Below are 16,696 nucleotides of genomic sequence, written 5' to 3'. Positions count from 1 at the left end.
CGGCCCCTCATCGGGGGTGGTTCATCAGGGTCAGGGCCGCGTCGGCTGCATCGAGCACCGCGCCGCCCTTCACCCCGGCCCGGTCGGCAAGGTCGACGACGAGCCGGACATCTTTTTGCAGCAGCCCTCCCGCAACACCGGCTAACCGATTCAGCCCCCCGATCCCGCCGAGGGCATTGAGCGCGAAGCTTTTTCCACTGCTGCGGGAGACCACCTCGGTGAGACGATCCGGTTGGACGCCCAGCTCCTCGGCCAGTGACAGGGCGGTGGCCGCGGTGGCCACGTGGGCGGTGAACAATAAGTTGTTGAGCAGTTTGGTGGTCTGCCCGGAACCCAGCTCGCCGAGGTGAACGACCGGATCGGCATAGGTCTCGAAGATCGGACGGCAGCGTTCGACAACGTCGGTGTCGCCGCCCACCATCACCAGCAGACGGCCCTCGGCTGCCGCGCCCCCGCCACCGCTCACCGGCGCGTCGATGACGGAAACGCCGTACGGGGCGGCCTTGTTCGCAAGCTCTCGGCAGGTGTTCGGGTGCACCGTGCTGTGCACGATGATGGCGCTGCCCGGCTTCATCGCCTTGAGCAATCCGTCTTCGCCGCAAGCGACTTCGTCGACGTCGGCGTCACCGACCACACAGAGGCAGACCAGATCGCTCGCCGCGGCGAGCTCCGCCGGGGACCCGGCGATTTTGGCTGGGGTGTCGGCGAATGCCTCGAGGGCCTCCGGCCTACGCGCCCACAGGGTGGTGGGGTACCCGCCCTCGGCGATCCGCCGGGCCATTGGGCCGCCCTGGCTGCCCAACCCGATGAACCCGACGTGGATCATCCTGCCTCCAAATCGGATTCCGTGTTCGTCGCACCATCAACCACGCATTCCCGCACGAAACCAAGAACTTTCGAGTGGTAGTCAGGGGCCGCGTGGCTGAGGCTGATGTTATGCCCGGCGCCCGGTTGTCGATGCACGACGAACTGCGGCACCCCGGCGAACAGGGCGCCAATCTCGGCCACCGCCGCGTCGTCGGTCTGCCAGACCTTTTCGTGCTCGGCGATGCTGAAGTGCACCGGGACCCGTACGGTCGGCCCGAGCTCCGGGAAAGTCTTTCGCGCCCAGTCCGACACCATCTGGTCCTCGTAAGACGGGGCCGACGGCGAAACCGTGGCGCCGCCGAGGACCTCGGGCGGATAGAGCTCTTCTGGGCTCCACAGCAATTCGCGCATGCCCGACGGGCGGCGCTCGCGGGTAGCCGTTTTGAGTATTTCCTTGGCCGCGGGCAGGTAGTGCCTGCCAGTGCCCGCGAGCTCGATGCCGAGCAGGTCGGTACCTCGCGCGTCGGCGGCCATCCGTAATGTCAGCTCGCAGCCGCCCGAATGGCCCCACACGAATACGCCTGCGCCACGCGGACGTTCGCCGAGGATGCGATCCACAGCACCGTAAGCCAGGTTGACCCGCTGCTCGCCGGAGACCATCGCTTCAGGATAGGGTGCCGAGCTTCCGTAGCCGGGCCGATCGAGGGCCACGACGGTGAATCCGGCTGCCGCACTGGTGCGCAACAGCGAATACGACGGATGACCCGGGCAGTCGAAATACATTGCGGTGGTTCCACCCCCGTGGATCGCCACGATCACGGCCTTAGGATCGTCGGCTTCGGCGACCAACGCCGACATCGGTACGCCGTGCACGATGACGAGCCGGGGATGGGGAGCGGTACTGCTCATGCGTCGGCCCGTAGCAAGATCACGCCGCTGGGCGTGAGACCGCCGCTGCTGACCACACCGACGCGGGCGTCGGCGACTTGACGGTCACCGGCCTCGCCGCGCAGCTGCGTGACAGCCTCATGCAACAGGCCCATGCCGTGGGTGCGGCCGTGCGAGAGCTGACCACCGTGCGTGTTGAGCGGCAGCTGACCGTCGCGCGCGATGTTCTTGCCGCCGTCCAGGAATTCCTTCGCCTCACCTATCCCGCAGAAGCCCAGCGCCTCGATCCAGGAAAGGCAGTTCATGGTGAAACCGTCGTACAGCTCGGCCACGTCGACGTCCGACGGCCGCAGCGACGTGCGCGTCCACACATGCGCCGCCTGGCCCAGCACCTGCGGCTCGTGGGTGAGAGTGCTTTGGTCCCAGTCGATTCGCTCGATGATCTGAGTCCCTACGGCTTCCACCAGCACGGGCGGCTTGGCCAGGTCGCGGGCGACGTCGACGGCCGAGACGATGACGGCGATGGCGCCGTCGCACGGGACGTCGCAGTCGTAGAGGCCGAATGGCGTGGTGATGGGACGCGCGTTGAGGTAATCGTCCATCGTCATCGGCGACCGGTAGATGGCGGTCGGGTTGAGTTCGGCGTTGGTGCGCTGGTTCAACGCGATCCAGCCCAACGTTTCTTTCGTGGTGCCGTACCGGTGAAAGTGCCGCTGCGCGTTCATGGCCAAGGTGTGTGCCGCAGACGTGGCGCCAAATGGCATCTGCCAGCCTGACATCCGGCCCATCGACGGAGTGATTTTGCCCTGCTTCATCAGCTCGCCATTGGTGGCTTCCCACAGCGTTCGGAAGCACAGCACGTGACGCGCCAAACCGCATGCGACCGCGAGCATCGCGGCGATCACCGAGCCGCCCGGGCCGAACGTCTCCATGGCGCCGTTGTGCCACGTCGGCCGAATGCCCAGCGCCGCTTCGAGGGCGGTGACACCGCCCTCGCCAAAACCGCCGACGTTGATCGCACCGGGATAGGTGGACAGGCCGTCGATGTCGGAGTACGTGAGGCCGGCGTCGGCGATGGCCGCTTCGCATGCCTGCACCGTCAGCGCCAACGGCGGCTGCATCAACCGGCGGCCGATCGGCGACATGCCGATGCCGGTCAGTGCGACCTTGTCTTCGAACTTCTCCGGAGTGAGCATGGGCCGGACGTGTTCGACGAAGCGGTCTGGAGCGACCTCGTCGACTGGCAGTTGATCGGAATCGGCACCAGCCCCGCTCTCCTGCAAGGGCCGGAACAGCGGAAACCACACGTCTTCGACCTGCTCGAAGACGACCTCGACCTGCTGTCCGAGTTCGAGGTCGGCGAAATCGCACTCGACGATGTTGGTGGTCAATCGCACTCGCGGGTCCTCGGCGATCGCCACCTGCGCGATCACGTAAGGCGCCGTAAGCCCGGGCAGACTGAATCGCTCGTTGATGGTGAATCCGGCGAGCGTCGCCCTCCCGGATACCTCCCGCACGCCCACGTCAAGTGAGCGGCAATACCGGCATACCGGCGCCGGCGGATGGATCAGCGATTTGCAGCTTCGGCATTCCTGCAGCCGCAGCCTCCCGTCGGCCCCCGACGTCCAGAAGAATTCGTTGTCCTGCGTGATCAGGGGCAGCGGGCGTCCGGGTCCTGGCACGTCACCTCCGGAAGTCGGACGGCGGGCGGTAGGCCCGTTATACGAATCGGAGAATTACGTTATCACTGCCGAGTGGAAACGATCATCCCGTGGGCGCCGGCCGATCGAGCTCGTCAAACCGCGCGAGCGCGGCGCCGAGGTCCGTCTCGTCGAAGATTTCGCACCGGCTGATGAGGTCGCCATCGATCGTGAAGAGGTCGATCACCCGCCACTCGGCGTGGAAGCCTTCGTGCGAGGTCCCATACACCGCTGCCGTGATAACCGCTCCGAGGTCGCTCAGCCGGTGCACGGCTTCCACATAGCTCTTGAAGTCCGCTGCGATGTCCCAGAAGGCGCGGAGGGATGCGGGCCAATCATTCGCCTCGATCGTCACGAGCGGCCGGTGGTCGATGTAAACCCAATTCGGGGTCGTTGCGGGAAGCTCGTGCCGGTTGAAACCGGCGCAAAAGCGGGAGTTGACCGACCACGTGCGCGCGTGGTCGGCCGCTTCGCCGGCAAGGTAACGGGCGTCGAGTTCCTCGAACGCGGCGTCGATGTCGTTGGGGTTGAACGAGACGGACCGACCGAACCGCTCGTCGGCGTCGATCTCCATCACGACGAGCACATCTGTGAGGAATCCTTCCTGTCCTTCATCGCGGAACGACAAGCGCTGTCGCACGAGGGCAAGGCGCTCTCCGCGGGTCGCGATGACGGCCGACGTCATGTAAGTGGTGCGGAGGTCGGCGATCACCCGCAGGTCTGCGATCTGGGCGTCTCGACCATGTCGGACTCCCGCCCCTATGACCCGACGGCGATCGTCCTGGGCGAAATCATCTGCCAGCATCTGCGCGATGCTGTCCCAGTCGCGCGCGTGGAAGTGCGTCAAGAAGCGCTCACCCACTCGGCTCGCCGTGTTTTCCAGCCGCGGCCTCGCATGTAGTTCGTCAAACCGCGCGAGGGCGTCGTCGATGTCTGCCTCGTCGAAGATTTCACAGCGGCTGATCACGTTGTCCTCAACAACGATGAGGCTGATCATCCGCCATCCGGCCTCGAAGCCGTCTTGTGAGGTTCCGGTCCCTACGTGGGTGACGACCGCCCCGCGGTCGGTGAGCCGATGCACTGCCTCCAAATACGTGGTGAGGTCAATGAGCTCGTCGAAGGTATTACGCAGGTATGCGGTCAGATCGCCGGATTCGATCAGTGCGATGCTCCGATGGTCGACGTTGATCAAGTTCGGTGACGTCGCGGCGAGTTCGTGACGATTGGCCGCGGCATACGCTTGCACAATGACCGACCATGTCTGCTTGTGAGCCGCCGCCTCGCCTGCGATGTACCGCGCGTCGAGTTCCTCGAATGCGGCGTCGATGTCGTCGGCGTTGAACTGGACACGTGCCACGATCTGGTTTTCGGAGTTGATCTCAGATACGCCTAGCTCCTTGTGCCCCGACCAGCTGTCGAGGCCGAAGTAAGAAGCCAGTACGAGGCGCTCCCCGCGGACCGCAATCACCGTTGGCGTTATGTCCGTTACTCCGACGTCGGCGATAGCGCGCATGTCCGCAATTTGGGCATCGCGACCGCGCCGGGTCCCGACGTTCACGACGCGACGACGATCGTCCATCAGAATGTCGTCAGCTAGTAATTCGGTTATGGAGTCCCAGTCGCGGGCCGCGAAGTAGCTCACGCAGCGTTGCTCCACTTGGCTTGCCGCGTTTTTCGGACGCGGTGCCTGCGGTTGCAGCTCCTCGAAGCGGGCGAGCGCGGCGTCGAGGTCCGCCTCGTCGAAGATTTCCAAATCTTTGATGAGATCGCCTTCGACAGTCAGTATCTCGGTTGTCCGCCACTCAACGGCTAAGCCTTCCGGCGAGGTCCCATGCATGATAAAGGCGGCGACCACTCCGAAACTGCTGAGCCGGTGCACCCTTTCGATGTGGATGGTGAGGTCTGGCGTGACGTCCCAGACGGCGCGTAGGGCCGTCGGCAGATCGCCCCCCTCGAACGCGGGAAGCCGGCGGTGATCGACGGCGACCCAGTCCGGCGTCGTCGGCGGTATGTCGTGCTTGTTGACTGCGGCGAACCACCGCGTGATGACCGACCATGTCTCCGCGTGGCCGGCCGCCTCTCCGGCGAGGTATCGAGCATCGAGCTCGGCAAAGGCGGCATCGATGTCGTCGAGGTCGAACGAGATGTTCGCCAGGAACCGCCCGTCGGAATTAATTTCCGCGATGTTGAGTACCTCCGTGAGGAATGGCTCAGATCCTTGATCGCGTCCCGAAAAACTGGTCCGCGTCAGGGCGAGGCGCTCCCCGCGCGTCGCGATGACGGCCAATTTGAGGTTGGTGATGATCCAGAGCTCGGTGATAGCGCGCATGTCCGCGATCTGGGCATCCCGGCCATGTTGCACGCCTGCGCCCACTACCGGCCGACGATCGTCACTGAAAGAGTCGTCCGCCAATAGCTCTGCCATAGCGTCCCAATCGCGCGACTCGTACCGCGTCAGGAAGCGCTCGCCCGCTTGGCTTGCCGCATTTTCCAGTTGTTGCACTGGTGATTGCAGTTCGTTAAATCGAACGATTGCGGCGTCAAGATCTTCCTCGTCGAAAATCTCGACGCGGGTGGCCAAGTCACCTTCAAATATGAAAAGGGCGATGTTTTGCCACTCGGCGTCGAGGCCCTGGCGCGAGGTCCCGTGCAACGCTTGGGTGATGACCGCCCCGAGGCCGCTCAGTCGATGGACCGCGACGATGTGGTGGCGGACGTCAGGCGTGTCATCAAACGTGGCACGCACGAACGGGACGATGTCGCCTGGGGCGAAGGCGATCCCGCGCCGGTGGTCGATGTTAACGAAACCAGCTGCTGTCGGGGGTATCTCGTGGCGGTTGAGCATGGCGTGGGTCTGGTCAATGAGCGACCACGTGTGCGCATAAGGGGCCGCTTCGGCGGCGACGTAGCGGGCGTCGAGCTCCGCGAACGCAGCCTCGAGGTTATCGAGATCGAACCCGATGTGCGCCGAGATCCGACCGTTGGTGTCGATCTCGGCGATTATCAGCATCTCGGAAACGAACTCTCCGTTGCGCGGATCGCTGCCCGGGGAATGCATACGAGTGAGGACCAGGCGCTCGCCGCGGGTCGCGATCACGGTCAACGTTATGTTCTCCGCAGCAACAACATCGGCCAGGGCTCGCTGATTTGCGATTATGGCCTCGCGGCCATTCCAGAATCCACTATTGACCACGCGGGAACGATTGTCGATGGAACTGTCGTCAGTGAGGATCTCGGCCATCGCCGCCCAGTCACGGGTCCCGAAATACGCAAAGAAGCGCTCCTCCGCTCGGCTCGCCGCGTTCGCCAGCTGTCGTGCAGGCGGATGCAATTCATCAAAGCGGGCGAGTGCCGCGTCCAGGTCCGCCTCGTCGAAGATCTCGCACCGGCTGAGGCGGTTACCGTCGATCATGAAAACGCTGATCGTCCGCCACTCGGCGTCGAAGCCCTCTGGGGATGTCCCTGTCATAGCGATGGTTAACACGACGCCGAGTTCGCTGAGCCGATGCACGGCTTCGATCCGGGTTCTGACGTTCTGTGTAACGTCCCATGTGGCGCTGGCGAGTGCGTCTATGCCCCCCGCATCGAGACCGTCTAGCCGCCGATGGTCGATGTATACAGAATCTGTTGTAGCGTAATCGATTTCACGACGATTGAATGCGGCGCAAGCCGCCACGATGACGGACCACGTATGCGCGTGGGCTGCCCCTTCGCCGGCAAGATATCTCGCATCAAGCTCGGCGAAGGCGGCGTCGACGTCGTCGAGGTCGAAAGCGACGACGGCGGCGATTCGTTCATGCTCATTGATCTCGACGACGCTGAGTAGCTCTGTGAGGAAAGCATCGCGCCCTTCGTCGCGGCTCGAATAGCGGGTACGTGTGAGGAGGAGGCGCTCCCCGCGCGTCGCAATGACAGCAGTAGTGATCTTCGTGATCCCCAGGTCGGCGATCGCCCGATTGTTTTCTATCTCAGCATCTCGGCCATGCCGAACGCCGGCGCTTACCACCCGACGGCGATCGTCAGTGGAAAAGTCCTCGGCTATGAGCTCTGCCAAGACTTCCCAGTCGCGGGCCGCGAAGCACGTCTGGATTCGCTCGATTAGTCGGCTTGTCGTGTTTTCCAGTCGTGGTGCCTGCGAGTGTAATTCGTCAAAGCGAGCGAGCGTGGTGTCGAGGTCTGCCTCGTCGAACAACTCGCCGCGCTTGATCAGATCACCGCTGACCGTTACGAGTTCGACGATTCGCCACTCGGCGGCGAAACCCTCTTTTGACGTGCCATGCGAGACCTGTGTGAAGACTGCGCCGAGATTGCTCAACCGGTGAACAGCTTCGATGTAGATATTCAAGTCCGGCGTGAAGTCCCACATGCCCCGGATGCTCGCGGTAGGGTCACCCGCCTCGACCGTTACAAGTGGTCGATGATCAAGTAATTCTGTTGGCGTCGTGGGAAGTTCGCGCTGGTTGAAAGCGGCGTGGACCCCGCTGATGACGGACCAGGTGTGCGCGTGCGCGGCTGCTTCACCGCCGAGATATCGGGCGTCGAGTTCGGTGAACGCGGCCGCGAAGTCGTCGGGGTCGAACACTACGGCGGCCGCGATCCGTTCGTCGGCGTCATACTCAACGACCTGGAGCATATCGAGTTCAACTGCATCGTGGTTGTGGCCCGAATTGTGGACGCGCATGAGGATGAGGCGTTCACCGCGGGTCGCGATGATGTCCACCGCGATGCGCGTCAATAGCCCGATGTCGACGCCCGTCCGCAGGTCTTCGATTGCGATATCCCGACCGTGCCGAACCCCGCTATTCACGACTCGACGGCGGTCGTCGTTGTAATAATCCTCGGCGAAATCCTCCGCCAGGGCGTCCCAGTTGCGGGCCTCGAAGTGCTTCAGGAAGCGCTCTTTCACAGCATTTTTCAGGCGCGGTGCCGGCCGACTCAGCTGATCGAATCTCGCGATCGCAGTTTTCAGATCGGCCTCGTCGAAAATCTCGCTGCGACTGATCATGTCACCTTCGACCGCAAGGATCTGTACTCCGCGCCACTCGGCATCGAACCCATCTTGCGTGGTTCCATGGGCTGAATGGGTGACGACCGCTCCAAAGTTGTTTAGTCGATGCACGGCCTCGATGTGCGTACTGATGTCTTGTCCGAGCTCCCATCCCGCGCGGATGTAAGAGATTAGGTCACCGGGTGCGTATGCCGCCCCGCGGCGATGGTCGATATTCACGAAGTCCGGTGTCGTCGGGGCAAGTTCGTGACGCTTGATCGCGGCGTATGCTCCGGTGACGAGCGACCAGGCGTGCGCAAAATCGGCCGCTTCACCGGAGGCATAACGGGCATCGAGTTCTTCGAGCGCGCCATCGATGTCGTCGGGATCGAAGATAAAAAGCATCGCGACCCGGTTGTCGGCGTTGCTCTCCACGACGTTGAGTACGTCCGTGTGGAATGCCCCGGGCTCTTCATCGGGGCCCGAGTAACGCGCACGCGCGAGGACAAGGCGGTTGCCGCGGATCGCAATAACGGTCGACGTCACCTTCGTCATCCCGAAGTCGATGATTGCCCGACCGTTAGCCACCACCGCGTCTCGACCGTGCCCCACAGCATGGCCTATGACTCGACGGCGATCCTGCGTCGTAATGCCGTCGGCGAATGTCTCTGCAAGGGCAGCCCAGTCGCGTGCCATGAAACACGCGTTGGAGCGTTCGTGCACTTTGCTTGCCGCATTTTCGAGTCGCGGTGTCGGTCGGCTGAGCTGCTCGAACCTCGCGATCGCGGTGTCCAGATCCGCTTCGTCGAATAGCTCACAGCGGCTGACCAAGTCGTCTTCGACCGTGCAGATGAACACGATCCGCCATTCGGCATCGAAGCCTTCCTGTGAGGTTTCATGCCCAACATGGGTGAAGACCACTCCCAGGTCGTCGAGCAGATGGACGGCCTCGACATGGTTGCGAATACTGTGGTTGTGGTCTAAACCGGCACGTGCGTAGTCGATTACCTCACCAGCCGGGAAAGCTGCGCCGCGCCGGTGGTCGATACTCACGCAGTCCGGCGCCATCGGGGGCAGCTCGTGTCGGTTCAGCGCGGCGTAGTTCTCCGCAATGACAGACCATGTGCGCGCATGGGCTGCCGCGTCGCCGGCGAGGTAACGGGCGTCCAGCTCGGCGATGGCGGCGTCGAAGTCGTCGAGACCGAACGCGATTGCCGTGACGATCCGATAGTCGGCGTTGGTCTCGACGATGACGAGCACCTCCGAGAGTAGTGCCTCGGACCCTGGATCACGATTTGTAAAGCGGCTACGCAGGATGACGAGGCGTTCGCCGCGGACCGCGATGACGCGCGAATCCACGTTCATGACGGAGAGGTTGGCGATCGCTCGCATGTCCACGATTAGGGCGTCTCGACCATGTCGAATTCCCGCGCCCACCATCCGACGGCGATCGTCCATGACAATGTCGTCGGCCAGTAGTTCTGCCATGGCGTCCCAGTCGCCGGCCGCGATGTGGGCCAAGTAGCGCTCACCTATTTGGCTTGCCGCGTTCTCCGGCCGATGCGCCTGCGGCAGTAAAACCTCAAATTTCGTGATCGCGGTGTCCAGGTCCGCTTCGTCGAATAGCTCACAGCGGCTGACCAGTTCGCTTTCGACCATGCAGATGAACACGATCCGCCATTCGGCATCGAAGCCTTCCTGTGCGATTTCGTGCCGGACATGGGTGAAGACCACTCCGAGGTCATTGAGCCGATGGACGGCCTCGACATAGTTACGGATGTTGTGTTCGTCGTCCAAACTGGCACGGGCGTATGCGATTACCTCGCCGGGGGCGAACCCCGCAGCCCGCCGGTGGTCGATGCTCACGCAGTCCGCCGTCATCGCGGGCAGTTCATGGCGGTTGATCGCCGAGTAGTTTTCCACTATGGCGGACCACGTGTGCGCGTGGGCGGCCGCTTCGCCGGCGATATAGCGCGCGTCGAGTTCGGCAATGGCGGCGTCGAAGTTGTCGGCGTCGAATACGACAATTGCTGCAATCCGATTGTCGGAGTTGATTTCAACGACACCGAGCGCATCGCTCTGGAACTCGTCGGATGCAGTAGTGCGGCCAGACGAGCGCGTGAGGACTAGACGCTGGCCACGGACCGCGACAACGACGGACGCCATGTGCGTGAATCCGGCCTCGACCATCGCCCGCAGGTTCGCGATCTCGCCGTCCCGACCGTGCCGGACCCCTGCGTTTACGGCGCGCCGACGATCCTCGAGTATGAAATCGACGGCCAGGACCTCTCCCAGCGCATCCCAGTCACGAGATGCGAAATGCGACGAGTAGCGCTCGGCCACTTGGCTTGCCGAGTTTTCCAATCGATGGACCTGCGGGTGTAGTTCCTCGAACCTCGCGATCGCAGCGTCGATGTCTGCCGCGTCGAATACCTCAGAGTGCCCGATCAGGTTCCCCTCGACCAGCAAAATGTTGGCCCCTCGCCATTCGGCATCAAAGCCCTCTTGTGACCTCTCGTGGGCCACATAAGTGAACATCGCCCCAGAGTTATTCAGGCGATGCACGGCCTCGATATAGATTCGGAATTGTCCGAAATCTCGCCCAGCGCGGGCGTATGCCGCCAGGTCGGCGTAGCCGAACGCTGACTCACCTCGGTGGTCGATGTCCACCAAGCTCGATGTCGTGGGCGGGAGTTCATGGCGGTTGAGACCGGCATACGCCCCAGCAATGACCGACCAGGCATCCGAGTGAGCGACCGCGTCACCGGCGAGGTAGCGCGCGTCGAGCTCGGCGACGGCTGAGTCGAAGTCGTCGAGCTCGAACACGACAACGCCCGCGATTCGCTCCTCGGCGTTGATCTCGACGATTTGAAGGGCGTCGTTTTGAATCGCTTCGGGGTCACGGCCCGAAACGCGGACTCCTGTGAGGGCGAGGCGCTCGCCGCGAGTTGCCAGGACGTCCAACATCGTCATCGTGAATCCGACAGCAGCGGTTGCCTGAGCATCTTTGATATTGGCATCTCGACCATGCAGGATCCCGGCGTTCACCACCCGCCGGCGATCGTCGACGCAGACGTCCTCAGCCGATATTTGAGCCACGGCGTGCCAGTCGCCGGCAGCAACATACGAGTAAAGACGCTCGAATACACGCGTTGCGGTGTTTTCCAGCCGGGGTGCCGGCCGACTAAGTTCTTCGAATCTCGCGAGCGCAGCATCGAGGTCGGCCTCGTCGAATAGCTCGCTGCGATTGAACTGGCCGCCTTCCACCGTCCCGACGGCGATTTCGTGCCACTCCGCCTCGAAGCCTTCTTTCGTGATTCCACGGCCCTTGTGAGTCACCACTGCGCCCAGATTGCTCAGTCGGTGCACGGCCTCGATGAAGATTTTGATATCCGGCGCGACGTCCCACGTGGCACGGATGTAAGGGGTCATATCTCCGGGCGTGAACGGCGCCACCCCACGGTGGTCTACGCTCACCAAGTCCGGCGCCGTCGGCGGCAGCTCGTGTCGGTTGACCGCGGCATAGCTGTCCACGAAAAGCGACCATGTTTGCGAGCAAGCCGCCGCTTCGCCGGCGAGGTATCGGGCGTCTAGCACGGCGATTGCCGCGTCGAAATCGTTCGTGTCGAAAGCGAAGATCGCCGAGATTCGCTCGTCAGCGTCGGTCTCCACTATCTGTAGGAGATCGACGCGGAACGCGTCGGGTTTATCGTCGAAGCGCGAGAACTGATTCCGGGCGAGGACGAGGCGGTCCCCACGGGTGGCAATGGTGTCTGACGCTGTTTGAGTGACTTCCAGGCCCGGGGCCGTCCGGAAATGCCTCATCATCGCATCTCGACCCCGTTGAATCCCAACGCCTACGACAGCACGACGATCGTCGCCGTACAGTTCGGCGGCGAAGTTCTCCGTTAACGCGTCCCAGTCGCGGACGGCGAAGTTCGCCAAGAAGCATTCATTCGCCCGGCTTGCCGTGTTTTGCAGCCTTGGCCGTGGGTGTTCCTCCTTGAGGGCATGCGCTGCGTCGAGTTCGGCCATAGCCGCGTCGATGTCGTCGACGTCAAACCACACTTGCCACGCGATTCGACCCTTGTTGTCGATGCCGTATAGCTGGAGCAATTCGTCTTGCGGCGCTCCGGCGGTTACATCGAGGGTGCCCAACGTAAGTCGAGCGAGAGCGAGGCGCTCGCCTCGTACGGCAATTACGACATGACGCGCCCGCATGATTCCCGCCTCGAGATCGCGCCTCGTCTGCCGTATCACATCGCCCGACCGGAAATCGGTAGGCGTGAAGCCGACTATTTTCCGCCGACTCTCTATAGTGCCGTCGGGTGCGAACAACCGCTCGAATTCGTCCCAGTCCTCGTGATCAACAGCGGCCGTGACGCGTTCGCTGGCTTGGACGGCCGCCGTGTGGAGCTCGACAGCGGGCGGTTCGGGTGCAGCCGGGGCGGTCGGGATGGGCTTGCCGAGAACCAGGCGCGCCCGCTCGACAAGTGTTGCAGCGCCTTTCCGTTCGTACAGGTCCGCCGCTTGCTCGGCGGCGGCTCGAGCCCCGGCGACGTTGCCGGCGGCGCCCAAGACCGTTGCCAGTGTCAAGCAGGCGTCGCCATGATCAACCAACGCGTCGGTGTGCTCGGCCACGCTGACAGCAGCCTCCGCGACTCGGCGAGCCTCGTCGTGGTCGTTGCTGCGCGAAAGCAGCCGCGCCCGAAGTGTGCGCCAGGCGATCGACGCCTTCAGGGCGTGTCCGGCGAGACGCTCACTCTCCGTGCATAATTCGTCGGCCTCGTCACCTCGGTCGAGTGCGAGGCACGCGCGGCCGAGCAACGCGGCGGTCTCGGCGGTGTCGGCATCGAGGCCCATGCGGCGAAATCCGTTGTATGCCTGTCGTAAATGCGGCTCGGCCGCAGCAGGATCGCCGACTACGAGCTCGACGATGCCGGCGAACTGCTGGACCTCCAGAACGGCATGGCGCAGGCCGAGTTCGGTGACCGTGCGCCGGGCCGAGTCGATCATCCGCCGCGCTGCCGCGGCGCGTCCACGGAAGGCCTCCAACATGGCCTGGCACCGCGTCGACGTCGCCTCGACCGCGGGGGAGTCGGTCGTGATTCGAAGCAGCCGCACCACGTCCAGACACCGGCCACCAGCGCGCGGAACGGGATTGGGCCCCCACAGCGCCGCTAGCGGCGCGTTCGCCAGAACTGCATTCACCCGGCGGTGCTCACGCGCGCGTCGTGCCGCGGTCAGAGCGTCGTCCAGTGCGATTTCGCAGTCACCGATTCTCCCGAGCCGGGCGAGGCACGCTGCACGGACGGTGTGCGCCATGGCTTCTCCGGCGGCGTCGTCCAATTCGGCCAGCTTGCGGGCGGCTGCGCCCACCGCGGGTTCGATCTCGTCGAGTCGCTCAGGATGGACCAACATCGAGAGTTGTCCGTCGAAGCACGTTGCCCATGCGGCCAACCGAGCCGAATCGCGCGTCGCTTCCTGTAGTTGCGCCACCGCGCCGGCCGCCGAGGTGACGTCACCCGCCGCCAGCAGTGCCTCGCACCGGGCGATCAGTACCGCGGCAACTTGGTCGTCACGGTCGGGGAGTTCGTCATCGATCTCCTCCAGCGCGTGACGGGCCCGGTCGTAAAGGTCGGCGGCGCCCTCGTAGGCGAGGCGGGTCATCGCTTGGTCCGCCGCACGCCGGCAGTACTCGACGGCCTTGGCCGCGTTTCCCGCCCAAGCACATTCAAAGTAGTGATGCGCCAGTTCAGCGAGCAACTCGTCGTCCGCGCCGGGCTCGTTCTCCAGTGTTGTGGCGATGCGCTGGTGCAGCCGTAACCGGCGTACAGACGGCAGCTCTGCAAGCAGCGACTGTCGCACGATGGCGTGGTTGAACCGATAGTGACCGCTTGACTCTTCGATCACGATTCCGGCCTTGCACGCCTCGTCGAACGCATCGACGAGGTCAGCCTCGACCACGCGCTCGACCAGTTCCAAGCCGAATCGGCTGCCGACGACAGCGGCCGCCGCAAGGGCTTTGTTCGTCTCCGCCGGGAGCCGGGTAAGTCGGCGGCTTACGGCCTCACGAACCCCTTGCGGCAGGGTGCCCGGATCCCAATGGCCGCCACTCTCGTCGACGTGGCGCAGTGCCTCGATCAGGAAGAACGGGTTGCCTCCGGTGACCGACGCCAGCGCGCGCGCCAGCTCTTCGTCGTCGTAGCCCGCCTCGACGACATACGCGGTGACGTCCTCCTCGTCCAGCCCGCTGAGCGCAATGCGGTCAGCGGTGCGGTCGCGGTGCAGGTCGGCGAGTGTTGCCGCCAGGGGATGGGCGCGGTCGAGGTCGGTGCTGCGATATGTGCCCAGGATCTGAACGCGGGCGTGCTCGCCGAAACGCAGGAGATGCCGCAATAGGAGCAGGGTGGGTTTGGCTGCCCAGTGCAGGTCATCAAGGACCAGTACGACGGGCGCGCTCCCGGACGCGAGTCCCAACAGCGCGACGACAGCGTCGAACAGTGCGTAGCGTTCGGTGTCCGGATCGGCGCGGGCCGGCGCGGCAAGATCGGGCAGGAGATCGGTCAGGCCCGGGACCAGTGGGAGCAGTGCCTCCGCGCCGCGCATTCCGCGAAGCCGACTGCTGCCGAGGCACGGTACGAGCGCACGTAGCGCTTCCGCGAATGGCTGGTAGGGCGCGCCGAGGTCCTCGTCGCAGCGGCCATAAATCACCAGGGCGCCTTGGTCGTAGGCCTGTCGCGACCATTCCCCGGCCAGACGTGTCTTGCCGACACCGGGTTCGCCGGCGATCAGCACCGCGTTCGTGGCACCGGCGAGGGAGGTCTGCCACGCAGCAAAAAGCCGTGCGAATTCGTGCTCGCGGCCGACGAATGGCCCCGGGCCGGCCAGCACCGTGGGCAGGCTGGGGCGCTCGATGGGTGTATCGGTTGCCACTGCCACACGACGGTCGTCGGCGGTCTCCAGCCGAAGCTCGAAGACGTGCTCGGGGCGCGCGAGGTTGCGCAGCTCGCGCATCCCGAGGTCGGTGAGCACAACGTCGTCGCGCAGTGAGTCGACGACGAGCTCGGCGGTCGCGCCCGAGCAGAGGGTCTGCCCACCTACGGCGAGTGACCGCAGGCGCGCGGCGCGGTTGACTGCCCGGCCGAAGTAGTCGCCATCGCGCAGTTCCACCTCGCCGGTGTGCAAGGCCACGCGGACGCGCAGCGGCACCCGCAGCGACCACGGCTCATCGCCGATCGCTTCCTGTAGCTCGATCGCGGCAGCCGCCGCCGCCGACGGCCGATCGAAGACCGAGAACGTGGCATCGCCCTCGCCGCGCGTTTTGATCAGCCGCCCGCCGTGTGACGTGACGACCCGCTCGACGAGCTCGTCGTGCCGCGCCAGCGCTACCGCCATGTCTTCGGACTCAGCCTCCCAGGCAGCCGTCGACCCCTCGATGTCCGTCAGTAGGAACGTCACAGCGCGGGTCACCGACGAAACATCTTGTGTGCCAGGCATGTCCAGCGACACGTCCTGCGCAACGATCGCCGCCTCGAGTCGGCGAAGATCCAGTCCCGGGTCAACCCCCAGTTCGTCCGCGAGCAGCGCGCGGGCCCGTTGATAAGCACCGAGGGCTTCACCCTGCCTGCCGGCGCGGTAGAGGGCGAGCATCAGCTGACCCCAACGCCTCTCGCGCAGGGGCGCATCGGCCACCGCGGCCTCGAGTTCGCCGACGATCTCTGTGGCGCGGCCGGTCGCGAGCAGCGCGTCGGCCCGATCCTCTTCGAGCGCGGCATGGCCCTCGATCCATCGCGTCTTTTCGGATGTTCCGCGCCGCCCGTCGGGCAGCTCCGGGATACCGCGCCAGAGGGCGAGCGCCTCCTCGAAGCGGGCCACCGCTTGGCTGGGATCACCGGCGGCCGCGGCGTCGCGTCCCAGGCGGGCCGCCGCCTTGTAACGCGAGGCGTCAACCTCGCTTTCGGCGAGCGTCCAACCCGCTCCCTCCGTCAGAACAAAGCCGTCGCCCAAGGCGCGGCGCAGCGTGGAGATGTGGGTCTGCAGGGCCTTGGCGGCGGTGCGTGGCGGATCCTCGCCCCACAGCAACTCGACGAGCGTGCCTGCCGACACAACCGAACCGTCGCGCAAACCCAGCAGCGTGAGAATGGCACGGGGTTTGGCGCCCGGGATTGTCACGGGCGCTCCGCCTTGCCGGACCTGCAGAGGGCCTAAAACCCGCAGTTCCACAGATGGAAGCGTACTCACGTGCTCTATCGTGGGCGAGGCAATTCAATACTTGGTCAAGATCGGGTAAAGGCGCCGCGCCGGTTATCTA

Annotated in this window: 4 protein-coding genes; all 4 read right to left on the bottom strand. The window is 64.4% G+C overall.

The features are described from left to right. Positions 1-7: 7 nt before the first annotated feature. Positions 8-823: an NAD(P)-dependent oxidoreductase gene (locus tag AC5Y4F_RS04025; RefSeq protein ID WP_499995767.1), complete on the bottom strand. Its 816-nt coding sequence runs from the start codon at positions 821-823 to the stop codon at positions 8-10. Beyond that, positions 823-1,716 carry an alpha/beta hydrolase gene (locus AC5Y4F_RS04020; protein WP_499995234.1) on the bottom strand — a complete coding sequence of 298 codons (894 nt, stop codon included), beginning with the start codon at positions 1,714-1,716 and terminating at the stop codon, positions 823-825. Before AC5Y4F_RS04020 ends, AC5Y4F_RS04025 begins: the two co-directional genes overlap by 1 nt. Further along, complete coding sequence (locus AC5Y4F_RS04015; RefSeq protein ID WP_499995233.1) at positions 1,713-3,377, bottom strand: thiolase C-terminal domain-containing protein; 1,665 nt, start codon at positions 3,375-3,377, stop codon at positions 1,713-1,715. Before AC5Y4F_RS04015 ends, AC5Y4F_RS04020 begins: the two co-directional genes overlap by 4 nt. A gap of 82 nt (positions 3,378-3,459) precedes the next feature. Then, positions 3,460-16,608, bottom strand: coding sequence for a nuclear transport factor 2 family protein (locus AC5Y4F_RS04010; protein WP_499995765.1), 13,149 nt, complete (start codon positions 16,606-16,608; stop codon positions 3,460-3,462). Positions 16,609-16,696: the final 88 nt, after the last annotated feature.

Source organism: Mycobacterium sp. NGS56 (assembly GCF_059812425.1).
This window is presented reverse-complemented; position numbering and strand designations above follow the sequence as displayed.

Coding starts and splice junctions, on each gene's coding strand:
- AC5Y4F_RS04020 (WP_499995234.1), bottom strand. CDS start 1,716: ATGAGCAGTACCGCTCCCCATCCCCGGCTCGTCATCGTGCACGGCGTA.